The 21803-nt window shown below is 62.6% G+C and carries 19 protein-coding genes and 1 riboswitch; of the genes, 4 read left to right on the top strand and 15 right to left on the bottom strand.

What is annotated here, in order from left to right; genetic code table 11:
- Positions 1-34 precede the first annotated feature (34 nt).
- On the top strand, positions 35-781 hold the full coding sequence (locus H8B14_RS14625; RefSeq protein WP_187316398.1) for an RNA methyltransferase: 747 nt from the start codon (positions 35-37) through the stop codon (positions 779-781).
- A gap of 221 nt (positions 782-1002) precedes the next feature.
- Here H8B14_RS14625 and H8B14_RS14620 read toward each other — a convergent pair whose 3' ends face one another.
- The 11 genes from H8B14_RS14620 to H8B14_RS14570 all read right to left on the bottom strand — a co-directional run bounded on the left by H8B14_RS14620 (position 1003) and on the right by H8B14_RS14570 (position 15828).
- The gene (locus tag H8B14_RS14620) at positions 1003-2439 is read right to left on the bottom strand and encodes a Gfo/Idh/MocA family protein (RefSeq protein ID WP_187316397.1); all 1437 of its coding nucleotides are present in this window, start codon (positions 2437-2439) and stop codon (positions 1003-1005) included.
- Between the two features lie 168 nt (positions 2440-2607).
- Positions 2608-3336, bottom strand: coding sequence for a DUF4386 domain-containing protein (locus tag H8B14_RS14615; protein WP_187316396.1), 729 nt, complete (start codon positions 3334-3336; stop codon positions 2608-2610).
- Positions 3337-3523: 187 nt separating this feature from the next.
- Positions 3524-4663, bottom strand: a complete 1140-nt coding sequence (locus H8B14_RS14610; protein ID WP_187316395.1) for a porin family protein — start codon at positions 4661-4663, stop codon at positions 3524-3526.
- 14 nt (positions 4664-4677) lie between these two features.
- On the bottom strand, positions 4678-5511 hold the full coding sequence (locus tag H8B14_RS14605; protein ID WP_187316394.1) for a hypothetical protein: 834 nt from the start codon (positions 5509-5511) through the stop codon (positions 4678-4680).
- On the bottom strand, positions 5492-6073 hold the full coding sequence (locus H8B14_RS14600) for an RNA polymerase sigma factor (RefSeq protein ID WP_187316393.1): 582 nt from the start codon (positions 6071-6073) through the stop codon (positions 5492-5494). The genes H8B14_RS14605 and H8B14_RS14600 overlap by 20 nt, the downstream gene beginning before the upstream one ends.
- Positions 6074-6276: 203 nt before the next feature.
- On the bottom strand, positions 6277-9567 hold the full coding sequence (locus tag H8B14_RS14595) for a CHAT domain-containing protein (RefSeq protein WP_187316392.1): 3291 nt from the start codon (positions 9565-9567) through the stop codon (positions 6277-6279).
- A 48-nt stretch (positions 9568-9615) separates the two neighbouring features.
- Positions 9616-12453, bottom strand: a complete 2838-nt coding sequence (locus H8B14_RS14590; RefSeq protein ID WP_187316391.1) for a caspase family protein — start codon at positions 12451-12453, stop codon at positions 9616-9618.
- A gap of 243 nt (positions 12454-12696) precedes the next feature.
- Positions 12697-13056 (bottom strand): CoA-binding protein, encoded by a 360-nt coding sequence (locus tag H8B14_RS14585; protein ID WP_187316390.1) that lies wholly within the window; start codon positions 13054-13056, stop codon positions 12697-12699.
- A 131-nt stretch (positions 13057-13187) separates the two neighbouring features.
- A complete protein-coding gene (locus tag H8B14_RS14580) occupies positions 13188-14768 on the bottom strand; it encodes an NAD(P)/FAD-dependent oxidoreductase (RefSeq protein WP_187316389.1) in 1581 nt (526 codons plus the stop codon).
- 177 nt (positions 14769-14945) lie between these two features.
- On the bottom strand, positions 14946-15266 hold the full coding sequence (locus H8B14_RS14575) for a hypothetical protein (protein WP_187316388.1): 321 nt from the start codon (positions 15264-15266) through the stop codon (positions 14946-14948).
- 160 nt (positions 15267-15426) lie between these two features.
- A complete protein-coding gene (locus tag H8B14_RS14570; protein WP_187316387.1) occupies positions 15427-15828 on the bottom strand; it encodes an acyl-CoA thioesterase in 402 nt (133 codons plus the stop codon).
- A gap of 179 nt (positions 15829-16007) precedes the next feature.
- A riboswitch (cobalamin riboswitch) is annotated at positions 16008-16201 on the bottom strand.
- 85 nt (positions 16202-16286) lie between these two features.
- Here H8B14_RS14570 and H8B14_RS14565 point away from each other — a divergent pair.
- Entirely contained in the window at positions 16287-17606 is a 1320-nt protein-coding gene (locus H8B14_RS14565; protein ID WP_187316386.1) for an MFS transporter, read from the top strand.
- Positions 17607-17697: 91 nt separating this feature from the next.
- Entirely contained in the window at positions 17698-18216 is a 519-nt protein-coding gene (locus H8B14_RS14560) for a DUF2911 domain-containing protein (protein ID WP_187316385.1), read from the top strand.
- 97 nt (positions 18217-18313) lie between these two features.
- Here the strand turns inward: H8B14_RS14560 and H8B14_RS14555 are convergent, their stop codons facing one another.
- The 4 genes from H8B14_RS14555 to H8B14_RS14540 all read right to left on the bottom strand — a co-directional run bounded on the left by H8B14_RS14555 (position 18314) and on the right by H8B14_RS14540 (position 20811).
- Positions 18314-19057, bottom strand: a complete 744-nt coding sequence (locus H8B14_RS14555; protein ID WP_187316384.1) for an energy transducer TonB — start codon at positions 19055-19057, stop codon at positions 18314-18316.
- A gap of 53 nt (positions 19058-19110) precedes the next feature.
- Positions 19111-19512: a hypothetical protein gene (locus tag H8B14_RS14550; protein ID WP_187316383.1), complete on the bottom strand. Its 402-nt coding sequence runs from the start codon at positions 19510-19512 to the stop codon at positions 19111-19113.
- Between the two features lie 15 nt (positions 19513-19527).
- Positions 19528-19767 carry a hypothetical protein gene (locus H8B14_RS14545; RefSeq protein WP_187316382.1) on the bottom strand — a complete coding sequence of 80 codons (240 nt, stop codon included), beginning with the start codon at positions 19765-19767 and terminating at the stop codon, positions 19528-19530.
- 63 nt (positions 19768-19830) lie between these two features.
- Entirely contained in the window at positions 19831-20811 is a 981-nt protein-coding gene (locus tag H8B14_RS14540) for a tryptophan 2,3-dioxygenase family protein (RefSeq protein ID WP_187316381.1), read from the bottom strand.
- 237 nt (positions 20812-21048) lie between these two features.
- Between H8B14_RS14540 and sdaAB the strand changes: the two genes are divergently transcribed.
- Positions 21049-21729 carry an L-serine ammonia-lyase, iron-sulfur-dependent subunit beta gene (gene sdaAB, locus H8B14_RS14535; protein ID WP_187316380.1) on the top strand — a complete coding sequence of 227 codons (681 nt, stop codon included), beginning with the start codon at positions 21049-21051 and terminating at the stop codon, positions 21727-21729.
- The last annotated feature ends 74 nt before the right edge of the window (positions 21730-21803 follow it).

Below are 21803 nucleotides of genomic sequence, written 5' to 3'. Positions count from 1 at the left end.
TGAGGTCCTGTGGGGCGTCTGTTCAGCAAAGGGTATGGTCTCGAAAGCAGTGACAAAATACGTACACGCGCTGCACCTGAAAAAATATCGGCTCCGGCACGGGGCTTTTCTGGTGGAAGGCGGCAAGAGCGTACTGGAGCTGCTAAGTTCCGGACTTCAAACGGAACGCGTGTTTACAACGGCGGAATTTGCCGGAAAATTACCGGCCAGTCTGCCAGCAAGCCTCGTGGAAGAGCTCAGCGAAGACGAGCTGACCCGCCTCGGCACGCTGGCCACCAATAACACGGCCCTAGCTGTTGCGCGCCTGCCCGCTGAGCTGCCGCTAGCCCTCACGGCCACCTCCGGGCTGCTGCTGGCCCTAGATGAAGTGCGAGACCCCGGCAACCTGGGCACGCTCATCCGCCTTGCCGACTGGTACGGCCTGCCCGGCGTAGTGCTCAGCGAAACCTGCGCCGACCCGTGGGCACCCAAAACTGTGGCCGCCACCATGGGCTCGTTCACGCGGGTGCCCATCTGGCAGCGCGACCTGCCCACCTGGCTCGGCAGCCTGCCCGCCGGCCAGCCCGTATTCGGCGCCGACCTGCACGGCGACAACGTGCACCAACTCACACTCCGGCCGCAGGGCGTACTCGTGATGGGCAGCGAGAGCCACGGCCTCACGCCGGCCGTGGAGGCCTGCCTCACGCAGCGCCTGCACATTCCCGGCCGCGGCCAGGCCGAAAGCCTCAACGTAGCCATTTCCGGCGCTATTCTGCTGGACAACTTCTTCCGGCACGGCTGAGTGAAAAGAACGCCCTGCTGAGCTTGCCAAGCTGAGCTTGCCGAAGCATCTCGCATGCTGACGTTGCCAACCTAACTGTCATACAGAGCGCAGCCGGAGGCGGAGCGAAGCATCTCGCTTGCAATGGTAGCCCAATCGTTCAGTACGTTTGAATTTACCCACTGGCGAGATGCTTCGCTCCGCCTCCGGCTGCGCTCTGCATGACAGTTCTTTGCCTGCCTTTACTGCCAACCGGCGCGGTACTCGCGCCGCACGAAGCGGTTGGCTTCTTCGAAATTGGTGACGCGCAGCTTCTGGGCGTCCCAAAGCAGCTCGATGCCGCGGCCGGGGTACTCCACGCCGCCTGTGGCTTTGGGGCGCTGGATATCGTAGCCGCGGATGGCGAGGTTGGCCATCAGCAAGGCCTCGGTTAGCGGGCCGGCCAGCTCGAAAGGCGAGCTGACGGCTTTGTTGCCGTAGCCGGCCAGGCAGGCTTCTACCCATTGAGCATAGTGGCCATCGGCTCCGCCCGGCACGCGGGCCAGCTTTTGCTTGGTATTTGTCTGCTGGGTGCGGCTGGTGGGCAGCAGGCGCGGGTCGGCACCGTAGGTGCTGGCCATCATTTTGCCTTTGCTCCCGACGAACAATGTGCCGTTGCCGCCGTCGCCAAACAGCTCGTTGGCCCCCAACTCATCGGGGCGCTCGGGCTGAATGCCGCCGTCCATCCAGTGCACGGTTACGTCGTGCTTGGTTTTGTTGGTTTTCGGAAATGTGAGCGTGACGTGGCTGGACGGCGGGCAGCTTTCGGGAAAGTAGCCGCGCTTGAACTCGCCCACGTACACGCTGCCCACGCTAGCCTGCACAGCGTTGGCGTAGCCCAGGTTCAGCACCCGAAACGGCGCTTCCATCAGGTGGCAGCCCATGTCGCCGAGGGCGCCGGTGCCGTATTCCCACCAGCCGCGCCAGTTGAAGGGCACCAGGTTATCGACGTAGGGGCGGGCGGGTGCCGAGCCCAGCCACAGGTCCCAGTCGAGGCCGGCGGGTACGGGGGCGGGCGTGGCGGGCCAGGCAATGCCCTGGGGCCACACGGGCCGGTCGGTCCAGCAGTACACCTCGTGCACTTCGCCCAGCAAACCGGCGTCGTACCATTCCTGCATTTGCCGCACGCCGTCGCCGGAAGCACCCTGGTTGCCCATCTGCGTCACCACTTTGTAGCGCTTGGTAGCGTCGGTGAGGGTGCGGGCCTCATGAATATCGTGAGTGAGAGGCTTCTGCACGTATACGTGCTTGCCCAGTTGCATGGCGGCCAGCGTCACGTTGGCGTGATTGTGGTCGGGCGTGGCAATGGAAACGGCGTCGAAGTTTTTGCTTTCCTTGGCCAGCAGCTGCCGCCAGTCCTTATAGTATTTGGCCTGCGGGTACGCCTTCACGGCGCCGGCGGCGCGGCGGTCGTCTACGTCGCAGAGGTAGGCGATGCGCACCTTGCCGGTTTTGGCGAACATGGCCAGGTCGCTGGCGCCTTTGCCGCCCACGCCCACGCCGGCCACCACCAGCTGGTCGCTGGGGGCGGTGTAGCCCGGGCCGCCCAGCACGAAGCGCGGCACAATAAAGAAAGTGGCGGCAGCAGCGCTTTGCTCCAGAAACGTACGGCGCGACGGTAACTCGGGAAGCTCACTCATGGCAGGAACGGCTGAGGGTGGGAGGAAATTAAAACTAGCGTTTTTCTGCCAGTAAATGTCTCAGGCACACACCCTAGTCAGCTACTTGTTTGCCACCCGTGTTTTGATACTAACTACCTGTGCATGTGTCCGCCCGTAGCGTGCCCGCCGGGTTGTTGATAGGGTAGCCTAGGCGCTAGCGCTTACCCGAACCTGCCACTGTGGGCGGTTTACACCTTTGAGCAGCAGCCACAGGCACAGCGCCAACTCACCAACCAGGGGCAGCAGCAGGATGGCGGGCAGCAAAACAGCCGCCAGCGCTGGGGCAAATAGGGCTGCCGTACAAGCCACGAGGTATCCGCCCCCCGCAATCTGCAGCAATACGCCCAGAAAGCGCGGAAAGTAGCCCGACCGAAAAATCAGGTACCCATTCACCAGACAAGTGCAGCCAAAAAACAGCAGCGCCACGTTGAATGCAATGTTGTGCGACTTGAGGGCAAGGGTGGCCAGCAGCGGCAACTCCCCCAAACCGCTGCCGTCCGGCAGAGTGGCGGTGCTGGCCAAGATGGGCATCACCAGCAGCAGAAAGACCTTACTAACGGCTTCCACCGCCAGCGAAACCCCATTGAACAGCAAGGAGAGCTGCGCCAGGCTTTTGCTGACAGGCTTTAGCAGTTGATATTCAATCCAGAGCAGTGGCACGGCGCACATCACCAGCAGCACATTACTTGCCACGCCAAGGCGCCAGAGCGAAGGTGCGGCCAGGATGTTATGAGCAGTAGCCACGGCATCACCCGAAACCACCAGCTTGTCCATCACAAATCCTTCTGCAAAAGCTCCGCACAGAATGATAATCAGGTAAAGTGCGCCGCCAAGGCGGGCATAGCGCCAGGGCGAAGTTTCGGTAGCACTGCTCATTTGGGCTGCTTATAAAGTGAGAGATTCCTCTTTGCAAATGATGTTCAGGGTGGGCTGATCTGGCCGTATCCACGGGCCAGGCTCAGCTAGTGGCAGGCTGGCGCGTTGGGGCCATTACGCATAAATGGCTGGCCATTCAATGCGGTATTGAGTGACCAGCCATTTGGTAGCGCCGTGGCGCAGCTTGTTAGTCGAAATCGGCGAGTGAGATGCCGAAGCTGAGCGTATTGCCCTGGAAGCTGGAGCGCTGATTCTGAAACAGCTCGTTGAGGTTGTACTTGGCAAACAGCGTGAGGCTGCGCAGGCCAATCGTGCCTTGCAGGCCGTACTGGAAGTCCTGCAGGTTGTAGGAGTCGCGGTCCTTGTCTTTGCGGGTATGCTCTTCGTCGTTGTACTTGATTTTGGTGTGTGAGCCCAGGCGGTAGCCCACAAAGCCCCCAACGCCGAGTCGGAACGTGCTGTTGTGCTGCGCGTTGCGGAAGTTAAGCAGCGCCATCAGCGGCAGGTTCAGGGTGGAGGTGGCGAGCTTGCTTTTTTCCAGGCTGAGGTCCGGTGTGTTCTGCACGGAAGTGATGCCATTCAGGTTTACAAACCGGTTATTGCCTTCCAGCATGTAGTTATTGAACGACAATTCCGGTCCGGTGAGGATGTAGAGCGGACTGCGGGTGTTGCCCAGGCGCTGCAGGTAGTGCCAGTTCAGGCTGAGGTAGCGGGAGCCGACGGCGCGCAAGCTGGGGCTAACCTGGTTTTGGGCTACCGACTTGTTCAGCAGCGCGTTCAAGCCCAGGTCGATGCCGAACTCACTGTGGCTGGAACGGTTTATTTTCTGCTCGCGCTTCGCGTTTTTCAGCGAGTCAGAGTCCAGGCTGCCCAGATGTACCGACACCCGGTCATTACCATTGTCATCGGCGTTTTCTTCTACCTTCACCCCGAACAGATTGCCCATGCTTACCTCTACTTTGTCGCCGCGCCGGGGGGCGTTGTCTTCGCCCCGCATCGTAATGCGAATCTGCTCGGGCAGCTGGCGGCCGGGCTGGTCTTTGGCGGGGTAGAACTCCATGGTCACCTGCTCTGACTTCGAGCTTTTGCCGGCAGTTTCAGCCTGCGCAATGTAGTTGTCGAGCAGAATCATCAGCGAATCGAGCTTGTAGGCCCGCAGTTCACGCAGCTGCTGGCGGTTTTTTACGAACAGCGTCATGATGGCCTGGTTGGGCAATTTCACCACAATCGTGTCGTCGAGGTGGGCGGGGAGGGCCGGGCGGGCAAAGCATGGCGCGGCCAGGGCCAGCAGCAGCAAGGCAGCCAGCAAAGCGGAGAAGCGTTTCATGACAGAGAGGAAAATTAGAGTTGAATCACTTTAGTAAGCGTGCGGCCGGCTACGTGGGCCTGTACCGTCACGGTTTCGGGCAGGCCGGCTTCCGCCAGGCTTAGCCGCTCGCCGCGCACCGCATTGCGAGCCTGCCGAAGCAATACGCCACCCAAGCTGCGCTGCCGCGGAGTTGCCTGCGCTGCCGTGGCCACGGCAGGCACAGTGCTCCGGCGTACTTCCACCTCAATAGGGCCGGTAGGAGCCGGGGCCGGTGTGGCCGCCAGTGCCAGAGCCGGTAGCGGCTGCGAAGCAGGAGCAACTGGCTCCAACGGCCGCTCCGGTTGCGGGCTGGGAGCCTGAACTGCTACAGCTTCCTGGGCTGCTTGGCTGGCTGGCTGGGTGGCCGGAGCTACTACCCGTGGGCGGGCCGTGGTGGTGGCTGGCTGCCGGGTGCTGGTAGCGGGCGACTGCAACGGCCGGCTGCTGGCAACTAAACCAGTGGTAGCGTCTGAGGGGCTAGATGCGGCCGGCGGCGGGGTGGTTGCCTGAGGAGTTGACGCTACCGTGTTTTTATTTTCAACTGGGGCAGCCGGCTCGGGTGTGGCTAGCTGTGGGCGCTGGGCGGAGCTCTGGGCTGTGGCTATAGCGCCGGAGCTGGCAGGCTGCAGGCCATTGTTTTGCAGCCACACTACACCGCTCACCAGTAGCAACAGTACGCTGGCTGCAGCAGCACATATCCACAGCAAGGGGCGCTTTTTGGTGGGCTGCAGCTCGTCTTCGAGCTGGTTCCAGAGGTAGGCCGGCGGGGTGGGGGCATGCTGCGCGAGCTTCTCGCGGAACAGCTTATCAATATCTTCCGGTTGCATAGAGTTCTTTCGGTGAGGAGGTGGAAACCTGAGCCTGCTGGCTGGCCGCTGCGAGGCGGCGCTGGAGCATGGCCCGCGCCTTACTGAGCTGCGACTTGCTGGTGCCCTCCGAAATGCCAAGCAGTTCGCCGATTTCGGGGTGGGTGTAGCCTTCCAGGGCGTACAGGTTGAAGACGGTGCGGTAGCCGGCCGGCAGCTCTGCCAGCAACGCCAGTAGGTCGGCGGCGTGCAGGTGGCTTTCGGCTTCGGCGGCCGTAGCCGGTACGTCATACGTCAGGTCGTCGATGGCGAGGTGCAGCGGCTCCTTGCGGCGCAGCTGCCCCAGCGCTTCGTTCACCATAATCCGGCGAATCCAGCCCTCAAAACTGCCTTCGTGCCGGTACTGGTCGAGGGCCCGGAACACCTTGGCAAATCCGCCGAGCATGGCCTCTTCGGCGTCTTCGCGGCGGCGCAGGTAGCGCAGGCATACCCCCAGCATCAGGCCCGCAAACTGCTCGTAGAGCAGCTTCTGGGCCCGGCCACTGCCCTGGCGGCAGGCGGCAATGAGGTCGGCTTCAGTCACGGTTGGTTGAGTAGAGGTTGAGGCAGTAGCAGGGTGTTTGGAAGGCTAGATGGCAAAGGTTGCACGGACGTTGCCTGAGAAGATAAAAAAGTTTGTGAAGTGGGCATGAAAAAGCCCCTGGGTGGGGGCTAAAAGCTAGAGCTAGAACACTGGTTCCCCTTCTTGGAAAGGAGGGGAACTAGTGTTCTAGCTTTAATACACCCTCACCGTGCCAGCAGCAAGTCGTTGGCCTGACCGTAGTGCTGGTAGGCGCCCCAGGTGGAGCCGCGGTGCGCAATCAGGGTGCGGGCGCGGGCAATGGCCCGGCTTAGCGTTGGCGGCGAGTCGGTGGAGCGGAGGCCGTAGCTGGCGGGCTGGTACACGGCTTTGGCGCTGAGGCCCACCAGCGCCTGGGCGTAGAATTCCTGTGCAAACAGCTCGGCCAGGGCATCGTTCACGGGCCAGCCTGTGCCCAGATAATTGCGTACGCCGCGCTCGAAAAAGGCTTCTGCAATGCCCGCCAGATTGCGGTTCAGCTCCTCGGCGGCCGAGGCCCGCTGCCGGCCTGCCACCTGCGCCGAAAAGCAGGCATTGGCAAACACCAGCCGCGGCACCCGCCGGGCCTGAAAAATCTCGCGGGCCGAAAGAAAAATACGACGCCCAAACACCCAGCCGCCGCAATCGGGGTGCGTGGCATCGAAGGTGCCGTGGCCGGCAAAGTGTACCACGTCGAAGTTGCCATCCAGAATCAGGGCCAGAATTTCCAGCGGGTCGCAGTCGGTGTCGCCGATGCGCTCCACTAGGTCCAGCTTCAGGCCCCAGTGCTGCTTGAGGTGGCTGAGCATCTGCACCACGGCCCGGCCCTCTCGCCGGGCGCCGGGCAGCTGCAGCTCGGGCTCCGGCGCCGGGTCGGCAATCACCAGCACCCGCAGGCTCTCGTTGCGGGCGGGTGGCTGGCCGGGGCGGGGCGAGAGCATCGAGCGGAATTGGCGCGTAAGCTGCAGCTGCGGCCCGAAGTACTGCAGCTCGCGACGCTGGCGGTGCGCAAAGCAAGCCATTTCCCAAGGCAAGCCGGCCGTGTTGCGGTCCAGAATAAAGGTGAGCGGCTCATTGAGATGCTCCTGAAAGTCGAGCGGAAACAGTGCCGTGGTCAGCAGCTGGCCATACGTTTCCTGTTCTTCTCTCGATACCGAATCCATGAGCCGGCCGGCGAGGCTGCTGGGAAAATAGGCCTGTGCTTTCACTTCCCGCACCGGAATCACGGCGCCATCCACCAGCGCCGAAAACCGGAATTGGTTGTCGGTGCGCTCAATGGTGATACGCGGGCCCGACTGAACGGGCGGCAGGTCGCGGGGCCGGTCATCTTCCATGAGCTGCTGCTCGCGGGTGGTGGTGCTGGCGGCCGGTACCGGGCACGGCACGGGTTGCTCGTAGCGCAGCTGCAGGCCGGCTATCGGCTGCTCGCGGTGCACTTCCCGTAGCAGCTCGTTGAGGCGCGCCAGCTGCTGGCCGTCGTCGTAGGAGCGGGCCACCAAAGTCAGCTTCTTGAGCTGCGGGCTGCACGCCCGCTTCGGATTGAGAGTGGTAGTCAGGACCTCGGCCAAGCCTTCCAGCATACTGATCAGGGCCTGTTTTTCGCTCATGGTGCCGGCCCGGGCGCCCACCAGAATAGTAGCGGCCTCAGCGCAGCCCAGCATGAGTAGAGTGCGCGCAATATTAGTGAACAGATAATGCAGGTCCTGGTGCGTGAAGCGGCCTTCCTCGCCCATGCCCGCCAGCAGCAGGGCATGGGTGCTGGCGCTGCCTCCCAGGGCCGGCGCGGGCACCATGGCAATGTGGCCCAGCTCGCCGCTGAGCATGGCATGGTCCTGCGCTTCGCTGATCCAGTAGTTGAGCGCCCGATCCATTTCGCGTAGCCGCGAGGTGGGAGGCGCGCCCTGGTAGTGGCCCATCACCAGCACCGGAGCCGCCACCTTGGTGATGGGCAGGCAGATGAGCTCCAGCGCCAGCTGGTGGGTAGGCGCCGAGCGGGCCGGCCGGCGCGCCGAGCGGCCGAGGTTGCGGGCCGGCTGGTCGTCGCCGATGGCGGCCCGCAACAGCGTCTGGCTGATAATGGCATCGTCGAGGCGGCGGGCGTGCTCAGCGGCTTTGCTGGTAAGGGCCGCGTTTTGCTGCTGATTGCGGGCCATCTTCTCCAGCGCCGAAGCCACCAGATCGTCGCCGATGGGGCGGTGCCAGCGGCTGTCGGGGGCCAGGGTGGTGCGCGTGACAATGGGCTGGCCGGGTAGCACCAGCGTATGGCCGTACGCAAGCAGCTCATTCACGGCCTTTAGCACCAGGGGGTTGGTGGGCAGGTTGCCATGGTCTTCATCCACGTAGAAGGCAGGCACGCCGGGCAGCACCGCCAGCTCGTTGGGCACCCGCCCGTCGCCGGCCAGGGCTTCGAAGTAGCGAAACTCGCCCGGCGCCAGAATACTAAGCCGCGACAGGGTGCGGTGATTGCAGCCCACAATGCAGGCCGTGCGCTCAGGGTCCAGTGGCAGAGCGGCTCCAAGCTTTTCCTGAAACAAGCGGCCGCGCTCCAGCAGATTGGGCTGCACGGCCGGGTTGTTCCAGGTACCGGCATGAAACAGCGTCTGCAGATCGTCGGGCAGGCGGCTGGGAGCCGGCAGTAGCTGGTAGGTGCTCGGAAACGTGTTGAGAATGCGCAGCACCTCAGGCTGGCTGTTCTTTAGATCGAGCTTGGAAAGCCAGCGCACCACCTTGTCGGAGCCGGCCAGCAGCGGCACCGTGGCGTAGGTGCCATAGTGGGGTGTGCCTAGCAGCACCAGCCGGCCGCCCTGGCCGTCGGCGCCCAGGGTGTCCCACCAGTCCCGGTTGTCCTGAATGAGGCGCTGGGCCACCAGCCCGCCCACCGAGTGCGCCACCAAATGCAGAGGCTGGCCCCGAAAGTTTTTCTGTACGTAGGTTGCCAGCTGGGCGGCGGTTTCGTCCAGGTCCTGGCGCCAGTCGTAGGGCCAGGGCTCCACGGTGCCGGTTGCCTCTAGGGCGAGCAGCGTGGGGGCGTAGGTGCGGTAGTCCACGGGGCCTGTCCGCACGCCTTCGCGCGAGTTGCCGGCCGGCGTTAGGGCCAGCTCCCCAATGCCGTCGGCCATGCGGGCCGGGTTGGCCCACACCAGCTCCGGGGTGCCGCCCGCGCCCGGGCCGGTGAGGGCGGAGGCCATCATACCGGGCAAAAACAGAATGTGGGGCCGGTGCAGCCCGGGTGGCGCGGCCGCCACAGTTTGGGCCAGCAGCCGCAGCTCGTCCCGCTTTTCTTCCCCAAAAAAATCGTTGAGCGCCTGTTCCTGCGCTTTCTGAGCTGGGGAAGCCGATTTCAGCAGCTCCGGCAGCTCCAGCAATGCCCGCAGCGCAAGCCAGTCGAGCAAGGCGGGGTTGAGAACCCGCTCCGGCTGGTGGTGGCCGTTGGAAGAGGCCGCGCCGTTAGCCAAAGTCCGGGCATGGGAAGTGGCCATTCGGCAGAGAAGCTAAAGAGAGTTCAAGTTTAAAAACACCGGTGCCCGCTACGAAGCGGTAGTAGCAGTGCGGCGCCGAGGGGCCCGGGCAGTTTTGGCGAGTGGCTGCAGCAGTAGCAGCTCCTGGGCGGTCGGCGCACAGTCCAGCGTAGGGCTCTGCAGGGGCGTGTGCCGCAGAAACGACCGACGTAACTGGTCTTGGAACTGCTTATGCGTGACGCTGGCGGCCTTTTCCAGCAGCTGCAACGCCCGCACCGTGAAGGCCCCGCTGCCGTTGGACTCGTAGGCTACCTGCTCGGGCAGGCAGGCCGAGAAGTTAACCACCCGCATGGCGGTGCGGCTGGCATCGGCGGGCTTGCGGGCGGCGGGGTCAGCGGGTAGGCTGGCCCGGAAGGCGTGGTGCAGCACGTTGAAGTCGGTTTCGCCGGTGCGGGCGCGCATAAACCGGGCCCGCTGCCCGGCCGGAACAGGCGTAGCCGGGCTGCCAAACAGCCGCGCCACGCTTCCGGAGTGGCAGCAGTCGGCGAAGAAAGTGGCATTGACGCCCGGAGGCACGCGCCGGAACACAGCCCGCAGGTCGTCGTCGAGTACGAAGGCGCCGCGGGCATAGTCGTGGGGGCAGAGGGCTTCGTCCTGGCCGTCGGCCTCGTCGCCCGCGTTTTCGTCGCGCATCTGGGTGCCGTGCCCCGAAAACTGCACCACTACCACATCCCCCGCGCGGCTTTCGCTCAGCAGCCGGCTGATGCCATCCAGGATATTCTGGCGGGTGGCCTGGGCTTCCAGCAGCAGCTCCGTGGCAAAGCCGCGCCGCTGCAGGGCTGCAGCCCAGGCGTGGGCGTCGGCTACGCAGCCCTGCAGCGGCGCGGCAGCGTAGTCGTTGATGCCGATGCACAAAGCCCGTTGGCGCGGGTGGCCGTTGGGGGTGGCTGGGGTAGGAGCGGCCGGCGCCGAAACTTTCTTGGGAGGCTTCGGTGCCGCTTCGGCCTGCGCCTGGGCCAGCATCACTATTTCTTCGGGCAGCTCAATGGGCTCGTGCCAGATGTCGGTCAGGGTGCGGGTGCGCGGAAACGGCACAATGTCGGAGCGGTTGAGCACGCGCCGCAGCACACTTTCCATGGTGGCCGGGTCGTTATCGAAGCCGCCGTGGGTGGTGCTGGTACTGGAGCTGCGGCCGCTCGGCTCAGTAGTGCTCGACCACACCACTTCGGCCGCTGTAGCAGGGTAGCCTGCCTGCAGGCCCAGCAGCCGACTCACCTCGGCATCGTCCCGTAGGCTGGCTTCCAGCCCCAGAATAGGTGTTTCGTGCTCTGATTCGAGGGCGTGGTGAAGCAAATACAGCAGCGACTTGCGGTAGAACAACGAGCAGGTGTCGGCCCGCTCCAGTTCGTCGCGCATGGTGTACACAGTGAGTTGCCCGATGCCGCGCGTGAGCAGGCCGGCCAGCTGCTGCCGGAACGCGTCAATCCGAATGGCTGGGGCCAGCAGCTGCAGCGTCCGGAAAGCAGGCGTGCCCATGTGCAGGGTGGTGGGCAGGAAATGCGCGTGGAAGATCGAGCCGGCGCTGTGCCCCACGGCATGCAGCCGCAGCTGGTCCGCCGCTACTTCGGCGGCGTGGGCTGCGCAAAATGCGTGCAGCTTCTGGGCTACGTAGTGGCCGCCGCCGTCTGCTTCGCTGGCCCACTCGGCGCTGTCCTTCATATTTTTCCAGATCTGCCCGCCCAGTGGCCCCACGGCCCGCTCAATCAGCTTGTCGCTCAGGTCTGTGATACCACGGCTAAGCTCGCGGGTTCTGCTGCCCCGGATCAGGGCTCCCAGCGTGCCACCCAGGCCGGTTTCCCACACAAAGTACAGCGGATAGACGTGGTTGGCTTTCCACCATGGAATGTAGCGCAAGGCGCTGGCCAGCCCTGATTTTTCGGCTACCAGCCCCCCGTGGGCATACAGCAGCAGCTCCAGTGGCTGCCCGGCCGCCAGGGCCTTGTGCAGGGCCTGCTCCAGATGGGTTTCAAACAGGGCGTCTACATCAGCCGCTGAAGTGGTAAAGGCACCATCGGTGGAAAACCGGCCCTGGTCGAGGTTGACGACGTGGGCCCGCAGCAACTTATGCTGCGCGGCCGTAAGCTCGCCTGCGGCCCGCGGCCGGGCTCTGCGGGCCGCTTGCTTCAGCGGCTTTTCTGTGGTGTCTGCTGGAGCGGTTAGAAAAAGCAGCTGCTGGCGGCTCATGCCTTCTTCGGCGGGTTCTGCCAGCGCCTCCGGCTCCTGGCCGCGCGCCCGGCTCACGATGGACGTGTAGCCCAAGGCCCGCTGCAGCTCGGCCAGCCGCTCAGCTGGCAGCTTGGCAGGCATAGCTGCCCGGCGGGTTCCCAGCGTTGCCCGAATCCGCTTCACTTCCTGCAGCGTGGCCGAATAGCTGATACTGCTGCCCGGGCAGGTTTTGGTGGACATCTGGCTGTGGAAGTGCAGCGACTCCAGCGGTAGCTGAAAATGCTGCTGCACGTGGGCCACCACGTGCAGGGCCGTGTGGCGCTGGGCGCCATCAAACAGGTCCCGGCCCTTGTCGAAGTCGCCAATCATCTCGAACATAAACGGCCCGGCCAGGCTGTTGCCGTTGTGGCCGGAAGCGCTGGCCGGGGCCAGATTCCAGTTACGCCCGGTCCAGATGGTGCCATCCGGGGCAATGCTGATGTGCTGGGCAATGTCCGACCAGCCGTTGTGCTGGGTATGGTACTGCCACATGGCCTCAATGCTGGCGCGGCCCGCGTACTGCTTGCGGTTGGGCCGCCACGTGTGGTGCATGTGCACACCGGTTACGCGGCGCGTAAACCGAAACTGGCCGAGCATCGCCACGAACTCAGCTAACGTTATCTGTTTGAAGCGACTGGCCATCGGAATAAGAGGTTTAGTGACACCCGTATGCCCGGAATGGGACGGCACACTGAATATACTAATAATGAACATTTTAAATATAAAATTGTATCACATAAATATGTGCCTGCCTGCTAAGTAGCTGCTAAAGTGCAAAGCCCCGGCTTCGGAACTGAATCCGAAACCGGGGCTTTACTTGTGTCTTCTCCTGCAAAAGAGAAAGGCAGCACTCACTGAATAGCGCAAAAGCGCCGTAGGGGCGTATTAATACTGGCCTATGCTAAGCATCACCAGCGTGCAGGCTTCTTCAGTCCGGATGCCGCGGGCTTGGGCCAAGCGCTCCAGTTCGGGGTTTTCGGTGCCGGGGTTGAAGATGATGCGCTTTGGCTGCAAATCCAGGATGTAGTCGTACCAGGCAGGCTGGTTTTGGGGGCCTACATAGAGCGTAACGGTATCCACTGCCTCAGTTTGCGGCCGGTCCGTGTGAATATCGAGGCCGCCGACCTGGCCTTTGCGGATACCTACGGGCACCACTTCATGGCCGTGGCGCTGCAGCCGGTGCACGGCCTGGTAGGAGTAGCGAGCCGGATTATCGGAGGCGCCGAGAACAAGGGTCTTTTTCATATATGAGGTGAACGTGCGGATAAAGGAAAAGTGCCCGGCCAGCGTCAGAGGCCAATTGAAGTACAACGCTCAGAGGTAGGAAACAGCCAGTGCCCACCTCCAAGAAACGCGCGGGTATCTGCTTTAAACGGCTACTTCGCGCCGATGGCTGCCAGAGCCGCTTCGGCGCACCGCTCACCATCCATAGCCGCCGACACGATGCCGCCAGCGTAGCCCGCGCCTTCGCCGCACGGAAACAGCCCGCGCACCTCGGGGTGCTCCAGCGTGTCCCGGTCGCGGGGGATGCGCACGGGCGAGGACGTGCGGCTTTCCACGCCCACAATCTGGGCGGCGTTGGTGGCGTAGCCCGGAATCTTGCGCCCAAAATCCTGGAAGCCCTGCCGCAGGCGCTCCGCGAGGCCGGCGCCCAGCACGTCGTCCATAGCTACAGGCACGAGGCCGGGCTGGTAGCTGGTTTCCAGCAATTCTGCGGAAAGCTTGCCTTTCAGGAAGTCGCCGAGGCGCTGGGCGGGGGCGCGCTGGGTGTTGCCGGCCACCTGGCAGGCCCGCTGCTCAATCTGCTGCTGCAAACGCAGGCCGGCCAGGGCACCGTACTGGCGCACGTCCATGTCTTCCAGCTCCACGGCCGCCACAATGCCGGAATTGGCGAAGCGCGAGTCGCGGCGGCTGGGACTCATACCATTCACCACCACTTCGCCGGGCGCCGTGGCGGCCGGCACAATAAAGCCACCCGGGCACATGCAGAACGAAAACACGCCCCGCTGCTTGCCCTGCCACTGTGTCTGGTGCACCAGCGAGTACGACGCGGCCGGCAGCTCGCCCCGGTTGTGGAGGCGGTACTGAGCCCGGTCAATCAGCTCCTGCTGATGCTCGACGCGCACGCCCAGCGCAAACGGCTTGGCCTCGATAAGCACGCCACGCCGGTGCAGCAGCTCGTAGATGTCGCGGGCTGAGTGGCCGGTGGCCAGAATAACGGCGTCGGCCTCAATCGTTTCGCCGGTGGCCGTGACCACGCCGCGCAGGCGGTGGCTTTCCAGCACCAGGTCGTCCACCCGCGTATCGAAGCGCACCTCGCCGCCGGCCTCCCGGATACTGTCGCGCAGGGCGGCCACCACCGATGGCAGCTTGTTGGTGCCAATGTGCGGGTGGGCGTCCACCAGAATGTCGGGGGTGGCGCCGTGCTGCACCAGGCAGCGCAGCACGCGGCCTACGTCGCCACGCTTGGTGGCGCGGGTGTAGAGCTTGCCGTCGGAGTAGGTGCCGGCGCCGCCTTCGCCGAAGCAGTAATTGGAATCAGGGTTGACAAGGTGCTCTTTGTTGAGGGCAGCCAAGTCGCGGCGGCGGGTGCGCACGTCTTTGCCGCGCTCCAGCACAATTGGCTTCAGCCCCAGCTCAATGGCGCGTAAGGCGGCAAACAACCCCGCCGGGCCGGCGCCCACAATGAGCACGGTACGGCGGGCCTGCCGCACATCGGGGTAGCGAAACCAAGGGCCGAAAAGGCTGGTGGGCGGCGGCGTCTGGTAGATATCGGCGCGCAGACGCACCTGGGGGCTACGGCCGCGCGCATCAATGGAGCGCTTGCGCAGGTGCACAAAATCGGCCTGGCCAGCGTGCAGGCCAGCGGCTTCGAGCAGGGCCTGGTAGCGGGCAAATTCGTCGTAGGCTACGGCCGGCGGCAGCAGCACTTCAATCTCACGGACAAGAGCAGACATGAAACAGGGGAAAGGTGGTTATCCTTTTATCCTTTAAGCGTAGGCTGATATAAGGCCTGCAAAGATACGCAGCCAGGCGGGCATGCCCTTGATGAGGCTATCTTGACGAGGCTATAAAGCACGTCCGCCCCTCCGGCAGTTGCCAGAGAGGCGGATGAAACAGGGAGTGAGCTGAAATCAGGCCTTTTCCTGCCGGTCCTGCAAGTCGTTTTGATGCGGTTTGCGGGGCCAAAACTTTTCCATTGACTGGTTGAATGCCTGCAAGGTCTGGGAACGTACCTCGCCAGAGCTGTGGCGCAGCAGCTGGCCCAGCATGAAGCGGTACATTTCAGTGGTGTTTTCTAACCCCTTCGCACTCACCAAACCATGATGTAGCAAGTCGCAGTTAGCAGCTACTGAGTTCGACATTGACTCAGTTAATTCTTCACGTGCCTGGTCGGCATCTTTAAATGATTGTTCCAATCGAGCGGTGATGTTATCATTCTGCTGCTGATCCATTGCCAAGAGAAGAAGTCGGTTGCGGTTAGTCGCCTAAACCCCTGGGAACAGCCAGAAAGTTCAGAGGATAGTTGATGTATATCCGGAGAAACGGTATTCCGCAGTTGGGGTTAGGCGCAAAATCAAGATTTGCAAGAGGCAACTAATGATTGCCAAAATCTTACACGGCAGTGGGCATAATGCGCACCGGCCGCTTGTTGTGGTCGATGGCCACAAAGGTGAAGACACCTGAAACCGCTTTCACGCGCTCCTCGGAGTACATCTGCTCCACAAACAGCTCTACACTCACCTTCAAACTGGTGTTGCCCACGTGCTCTATATTTCCAATCAGCTCCACGAGCGTGCCGCCGGGAATGGGGTGCGTGAAATCCACCTTATCCGATGATACAGTAACCATCTTGAGGCGCGAAAAACGCGTGGCCGTGATGAAGGCCACTTCGTCCATCAGGTGCAGCGTGGTACCCCCGAACAGGGTGTCGTAGTGGTTGGTGGTGTTGGGAAATACGGCTTTAAAGATGCGCGTTTCGGCAGCAGCAATTTTGGCGGCGAAATCAGTCGTCATGGCGGGAAATAGGGAAAGTGAGGAGGAAAAAGCCTACCTGTCCGATTCCGGAACCTGCCTTGCGCTACCGAGTGCTACCGGCCACCTAGGTGCTGCCCGGCATTGGCTGGCCATAGCGGCCTGCCTGCCCGGTAGCAGCGCCCAAACACCCGATAAGACCCTTTTTCGCGAAGGCAGCCTCATCAATGCAGCGGAAGGCAGGTCTCCTGACTTGTCCCATTTTCCCCGTCCTTCTCAGCCAGCGCGGGGCCGGACAATGGACCTGATAAGGAGAAAACTGCGCGGGACTTACAGTAGCGCGTCTGTCCGGGATTTGCACCCGGTTCCCTATTAATCTGGGTATTACCCCAAAACCTTCCGCCGTCTGACTGGAAATCGACCAGTGAACAGCACGGCGAAGGTAGGCGGAAGGGCCGGAATATTGTACGAGCTCTGGCTGCCACCTGCTACTTTGCGCCATGCATACTTCTCCCGCGCCGGGTGGCCACAGCATGGCTTCCCGCATCCGCAGTATCTTCAGTGGCTCCGTCGGCAACCTCGTGGAGTGGTACGACTGGTACGTGTACTCGGCGTTTGCGCTGTACTTCGCGCCCTCGTTTTTCCCGCAGGGCAGCCAGACGGCGCAGCTGCTCAACACGGCCGCCATCTTTGCGGTGGGCTTTCTGATGCGGCCGCTGGGTGGCTGGCTGCTGGGCCTGTACGCCGACCGCGCCGGGCGCAAGGCGGCCCTCATGGCCTCGGTGCTGCTGATGTGCGGCGGCTCGCTGCTGATTTCCCTCACGCCTACTTATAACCAGATTGGGGTGGCGGCGCCGGTGCTGCTGGTAGTGGCGCGGCTGCTGCAGGGGTTGAGCGTGGGCGGCGAGTACGGCACTTCGGCCACCTACCTCAGCGAAATGGCTGACCAGCGCAACCGGGGCTTCTTCTCCAGCTTTCAGTACGTGACCCTGATTGCCGGGCAGCTGCTGGCCTTGTTGGTGCAGCTGGCCCTGCAGCAGCTGCTTTCGGCCGCCGAGCTGCAGGCCTGGGGCTGGCGCGTGCCGTTTGGGATTGGGGCCGCGGCGGCTGTGGTAGCGCTGTATCTGCGGCGCACGATGGAAGAAACCGACGCCTTTACGCACCAGACCGCCGCGGAAAAAGCCGCGGCCGCGCCGCAGTCCGGCAAGCTCCGGCTGCTGCTGCGCTACCCGCGCGAAGTGCTGACGGTGGTGGGCCTCACGCTGGGCGGCACCGTGGTGTTCTACACGTTTACTACTTACACTCAGAAGTTTCTGGTAAATACCACCGGCTTCACGAAAGACCAGGCCACGCTCGTTTCGTTTGGGGCGCTGGGCGTGGCCATGCTGCTGCAGCCGCTGCTTGGGGCGCTGTCGGATAGGGTGGGACGGCGGCCGGTGCTGCTGTTTTTTGGCATCGGGGCCACCTTGGGTACCGTGCCGCTGCTGACGGGGCTGGGTGCGGCCCCAAGTACTGGGGTGGCCTTCGGGCTGCTGGTGCTGGCCTTGGCTATTGTGAGCGGCTACACCTCCATCAACGCCGTGGTAAAGGCCGAACTGTTTCCGACCGAAATCCGGGCCCTGGGCGTGGGGTTGCCGTATGCTCTCACCGTGGCCATTTTCGGCGGTACGGCCGAGTACGTGGCGCTGCTGGCCAAAAGCCACGGCGTGGAAAGCTGGTTTTACTGGTACGTGACGGTGTGCGCGGCCATTTCGCTGGTCGTATACCTGCGCATGCCTGACACCCGCGACACGTCGCGCATGAATACGGCGGCCAATTAACCTTTTTGGCTAAGGCTGGTTTTGGATTGCCGCGCAACGCTGCGGTCCGGTTGGTTACTTTGCTTTCTCACTCACCTTTTCCTGTTCTCGTATGAAAAAGATTCTCACCCTGCTGTTCGTATTCTGCGGCCTGCTGCTAGCCGGCCAGACCATGGCCCAGGCTAAAAAGCCCGAAGACAAGAGCAAGCGCCCCAGCCCGCCGGCCACCGTCACGGGCCCCAACTTCACGATTGAGTATAGCCGCCCGTCCCTGAAGGGTCGCAAAGCCTTCGGTGGCTTGGAGCCTTACGGCAAAGTATGGCGCACCGGCGCCAACGAGGCTACCACCTTCACGACCACCAAAGACGTAAAAGTCAACGGTCAGGCCCTGGCCGCCGGCACCTACGCCCTGTTCACCATCCCCGGCGAGCAGGAGTGGACCATCATCTTCAACAAAACCGCCAAGCAGTGGGGGGCCTACGAGTACAAGCAGGCCGACGACGCCCTGCGTGTGCAGGCGAAGCCCACCAAAACCGCCGCTCCCGTAGAAGTATTCACCATTGCCGCCGACAAGGCCGGTGTGGTAACGCTGATGTGGGACAACACGCAAGTTACTTTCACAGTGAAGTAAAGCCATTCCCGGCCTAGCAGCCGAATATAAACCGGCCGCCGTTTCTGCTTTTCAGGGCAGAGGCGGCGGCCGGTTTTGGTCGGGGGGCTGAGCTGGATTATCGAATCTGAAACTTGACGGGTACTGCCATCAAAGCGGCTACCGGCTGGCCGGCCAGCATGCCGGGCAGCCATTCAGCGGGCAACTGCTGCACAGCCCGCAACGCTTCCTCGTCGCAGCCCAGGCCGATGCCGGACTTCACGCGGTGCCCGCTGGCGCGGCCGTGCTCATCCACCAGAAACTCAATCACTACCTCGCCGCCGGTGCGGTTGCGCAACGCCTGCGGCGGATAGCGCACCGAAGTGCCAATGGCCTGGTTCATGGCCTGCGGGCCTCCGATGTAGAGCGGCGGCCGGTCGAGAGTAACCTGCCGGGAGCTGGCGCCCTCCACAACGGTGTATTGCTTCTGCTGGTCGGCGGGCCGGATGCGCGCAAATTCCAGGAGGCGGGTGGAGTGGTTGTAGCGCTGCTCCAAGGTGTCGCCGAAAGCATAGTAGCTCCAGACGCCGGTTTTCTGGTCGTTGCGGTACTGCCCGGTGCCTTGGGGCCGGCCGTTCCAGCCATATTCTACCCAGGTGCTGTCGCGCTGGCCCTGCTTGTAGAAGCCCTGCTGAATAGGCTGGGCGCGTAAGCTGTTGCTTTGCTGCAGGTAGGGTCCGTGCTTCACATTTTTGTTGTCCTGCAGCACATAGTAAGTTTCCTGGCTCCAAGGATTAGACTGTTTGACTACCACTTTAGTGGTTTTCTGAGCGGTGGCCGCCAGCGGCAGCAGTGCGGCCGCCAGCAATAAGGTGTTGCGCATGGGTATGAATAGGGGATGAGGCAATGATTTAGAAAGATGATGGCCGCTGCGGGCTACTCAATCGTCAGCTGATACACCACGAAGTGCCGGATGCCGAACTTTTTGAACCACTCGGCGGGTGGCACTTTGCTCTGGGCCAGGTCGCAGTAGTACAGAAATCCGTCCTTGACGTAGGGCAGCGTGTACACCAGCAGCGGAAATTTCCGGCCCACCGGTACGCTGGCTTTCTGCTTTTTGTAGGCCTGAATGTCGGCGCGCAGACTGTAATCGGACGCTATAGCGCCGATTAGCGGTTGAAACTGCTGCCGCTTGCCAATGGTCGGGAAGAAGAACCGCACCTCCAGCCGCGCGTCGGTGGCGGCGCGGGCGTAGACGTTGAACGCCAGCCGGCCGGCTGAGTCCAGCTGAAACCGGCTCCGGTCTTTGCCCAGCAGGTCCTGCTCCGGCTGCGCCACGCCCTCCCGAAATTCCTAGTAGGTGAGGTGCAGCACCCGCCCGGCCAGCCGTGGGTCGGCTAGTTCAAAGTGCTGCTTTTCCACGCCCAGCATACTGTTCAGCTCCATGGCATCCGGGCCGATAAACCCGGTCTGGTTGGTGAGCAACGTGGTGCCGGCCTCGGAAGTTTGGGCGTAAGCAGGGGCTAGGAGCAGCCACAATAAAGCAGTCAGAATGACGCGCATACGGTAATAGCGGAAGGTAGAATAGGACACGATAAAGCCGTGAAAATGCAGCTGTCTGCGCTTTCACGGCTCTAGTATACAACCAATCTGCAATTACGCTCGCTCGGCTTCGCCCAGCACGCTTTCCACCCAGCCTTTGCCCCAGTCTTCGAGCTCCTGCGCGGTCCAGAGCTGGGGGTAGAAGATGCGGCGCTGGAACTTGGGAGGCAGGTACTTCTTCCAGTTGGTGCCGCCCGTGGCGGCCACGGCCGTGGGGTGCCGCTCCAGGTAGCGCACCGCCGACTTGAAGTGCATCAGCGGCCAGTTCACGTTCACGTTGATGTCGAGCTGCTTGAGCTGGCGTAGTAGGCGCGGGTGCTGCTGGTCTTCCAGGGGCAGGCGCTGCACCACGCTCCACGCGTTGCGGTGCTGGTAGTGGGCGGCGTGGGCGGTAAGCTGCTGGGTGTACTTCTGCTCGAACTGAATGAGGGTAAGGGCCTTTGCGCCAGTATCTTCTATGGTAGCACCGGCCTTCCAATAGATGCAGCCCATCAGCTCATCATGGGCAGCAGCTTCGCCCAGCAGGCGGCGCTTTTCCTTGTCGAGCAGGTTGCTCAGGTCGGTGCTGGCAATTTCGATCATGCGGTATTGCACGCTCTGGAAGCCCGAGGCCGGCATCAGCGCCATACGGAACTGCAGAAACTGCTGCTTGTCCATGCCGTCCACCATCACGTCGAACGAGTCGATCAGGTTCTCGAAGTAGCGGTTGATGCGGCCCAGGCGCAGCACCAGCTCCTGCAGCGTGGGCTGCTGCAGCTCCCCAATCTGCTCGTACTCGCAGAGGCAGAGCTTGAAATACAGCTCCGTAATCTGGTGGTACATGATGAAGATGCGCTCATCGGGAATGAGCGTGAGCGGACGCTGCAAGCTCAGCAGCGTGTCCAGGCTGATGTAATCCCAGTAGTTGATATACTTAGCGTGGAGCAGGCCTTCCAGGTAGGCGGCCAGGTCCTGGTGGTCAGCAGCGTACTTCTGCTGCAACAGGCGCAGCTGCTCGAAAACTGCGGGCGAAAATTCGTCCTCGGGGGTGGGCATGGGCTGGGGGAGTGGGAAAGGAAACGGGGTGGGAATCCGGCCACAAGGAACGAAAAAGCCGCCGAAACTGCCAGCTGCAGGCAACCCCAGCCCTATTGCCGGTATCCTTGTGAGCTGACGCGGCGCGTCAGGCAGCGGGCCTTGCTCGCAAACCGGCCGCTGCCCAACTCACAGTTGTGCTGGCGAGCCAAAACACCAGTCCACAAATCCGCCAATACTTCTACCTTTACCCCGTATATGGCCGAGAAAAGCAGCATCTTCGACATGATTGGGCCGGTAATGATCGGGCCCAGCTCGTCGCACACCGCCGGCGTAGTGCGCATTGCCCGCGCCGCCATCCGCATCCTGGGCAGCACGCCCACGCATGCCGTCATCACCTTCTACAACTCGTTTGCCCGCACCTATGAGGGCCACGGCTCCGACCGCGCCATTGTGGCCGGTCTGCTGGACATGCCCACCGACGACGTGCGCATTCGGGAGGCTTTCGACCATGCGGCCGCTGCCGGGCTACAGTACACATTTCAGGGCGTCGGCAATGCCTCGACCATGCACCCCAACACCATCCGGCTGCAACTGCGCGATGAGCGCACGGGCCACGCGGTGGAAGTCATTGGGCAGAGCCGGGGCGGAGGCGTTATCCGGATTGTAGAGGTCGATGGTTTTCCGTCGGACTTCTCCGGCAGCCTGCACACGCTCATCCTCGATGCCGACGATGCAAAGGGTTCTATTGCCTTCATTGCCTCGGTTATTGCCCACGACGACTGCAACATTGCCACTATGCTCGTGTCGCGGAAAGGCAAAAACGACGTGGCCCGGCAGTTCATTGAAATCGACTCGGAAATCAAGAAAATCACGCTGGAATACCTGCGTCAGTTAAGCTGGGTGCACCGCGTTACCTACATTCCGACCATCGATTAACGCACATCGGTCTTTAATTCGAGTTTCTGCATATTTGGCCTGAAATACCTGCGCAGGTCTATCGTTCTGTTTTT

This window comes from Hymenobacter puniceus, assembly GCF_014333525.1.
Classification (GTDB): Bacteria; Bacteroidota; Bacteroidia; order Cytophagales; family Hymenobacteraceae; genus Hymenobacter.
This window is presented reverse-complemented; position numbering and strand designations above follow the sequence as displayed.

What these genes read in the sequence shown, in the direction of transcription:
- H8B14_RS14625 (WP_187316398.1), top strand. Translation starts at nt 35, where the DNA reads ATGGTCTCGAAAGCAGTGACAAAATACGTACACGCGCTGCACCTGAAA.
- H8B14_RS14620 (WP_187316397.1), bottom strand. Translation starts at nt 2,439, where the DNA reads ATGAGTGAGCTTCCCGAGTTACCGTCGCGCCGTACGTTTCTGGAGCAA.
- H8B14_RS14615 (WP_187316396.1), bottom strand. Translation starts at nt 3,336, where the DNA reads ATGAGCAGTGCTACCGAAACTTCGCCCTGGCGCTATGCCCGCCTTGGC.
- H8B14_RS14610 (WP_187316395.1), bottom strand. Translation starts at nt 4,663, where the DNA reads ATGAAACGCTTCTCCGCTTTGCTGGCTGCCTTGCTGCTGCTGGCCCTG.
- H8B14_RS14605 (WP_187316394.1), bottom strand. Translation starts at nt 5,511, where the DNA reads ATGCAACCGGAAGATATTGATAAGCTGTTCCGCGAGAAGCTCGCGCAG.
- H8B14_RS14595 (WP_187316392.1), bottom strand. Translation starts at nt 9,567, where the DNA reads ATGGCCACTTCCCATGCCCGGACTTTGGCTAACGGCGCGGCCTCTTCC.
- H8B14_RS14590 (WP_187316391.1), bottom strand. Translation starts at nt 12,453, where the DNA reads ATGGCCAGTCGCTTCAAACAGATAACGTTAGCTGAGTTCGTGGCGATG.
- H8B14_RS14585 (WP_187316390.1), bottom strand. Translation starts at nt 13,056, where the DNA reads ATGAAAAAGACCCTTGTTCTCGGCGCCTCCGATAATCCGGCTCGCTAC.
- H8B14_RS14580 (WP_187316389.1), bottom strand. Translation starts at nt 14,768, where the DNA reads ATGTCTGCTCTTGTCCGTGAGATTGAAGTGCTGCTGCCGCCGGCCGTA.
- H8B14_RS14575 (WP_187316388.1), bottom strand. Translation starts at nt 15,266, where the DNA reads ATGGATCAGCAGCAGAATGATAACATCACCGCTCGATTGGAACAATCA.
- H8B14_RS14570 (WP_187316387.1), bottom strand. Translation starts at nt 15,828, where the DNA reads ATGACGACTGATTTCGCCGCCAAAATTGCTGCTGCCGAAACGCGCATC.
- H8B14_RS14565 (WP_187316386.1), top strand. Translation starts at nt 16,287, where the DNA reads ATGCATACTTCTCCCGCGCCGGGTGGCCACAGCATGGCTTCCCGCATC.
- H8B14_RS14560 (WP_187316385.1), top strand. Translation starts at nt 17,698, where the DNA reads ATGAAAAAGATTCTCACCCTGCTGTTCGTATTCTGCGGCCTGCTGCTA.
- H8B14_RS14555 (WP_187316384.1), bottom strand. Translation starts at nt 19,057, where the DNA reads ATGCGCAACACCTTATTGCTGGCGGCCGCACTGCTGCCGCTGGCGGCC.
- H8B14_RS14540 (WP_187316381.1), bottom strand. Translation starts at nt 20,811, where the DNA reads ATGCCCACCCCCGAGGACGAATTTTCGCCCGCAGTTTTCGAGCAGCTG.
- sdaAB (WP_187316380.1), top strand. Translation starts at nt 21,049, where the DNA reads ATGGCCGAGAAAAGCAGCATCTTCGACATGATTGGGCCGGTAATGATC.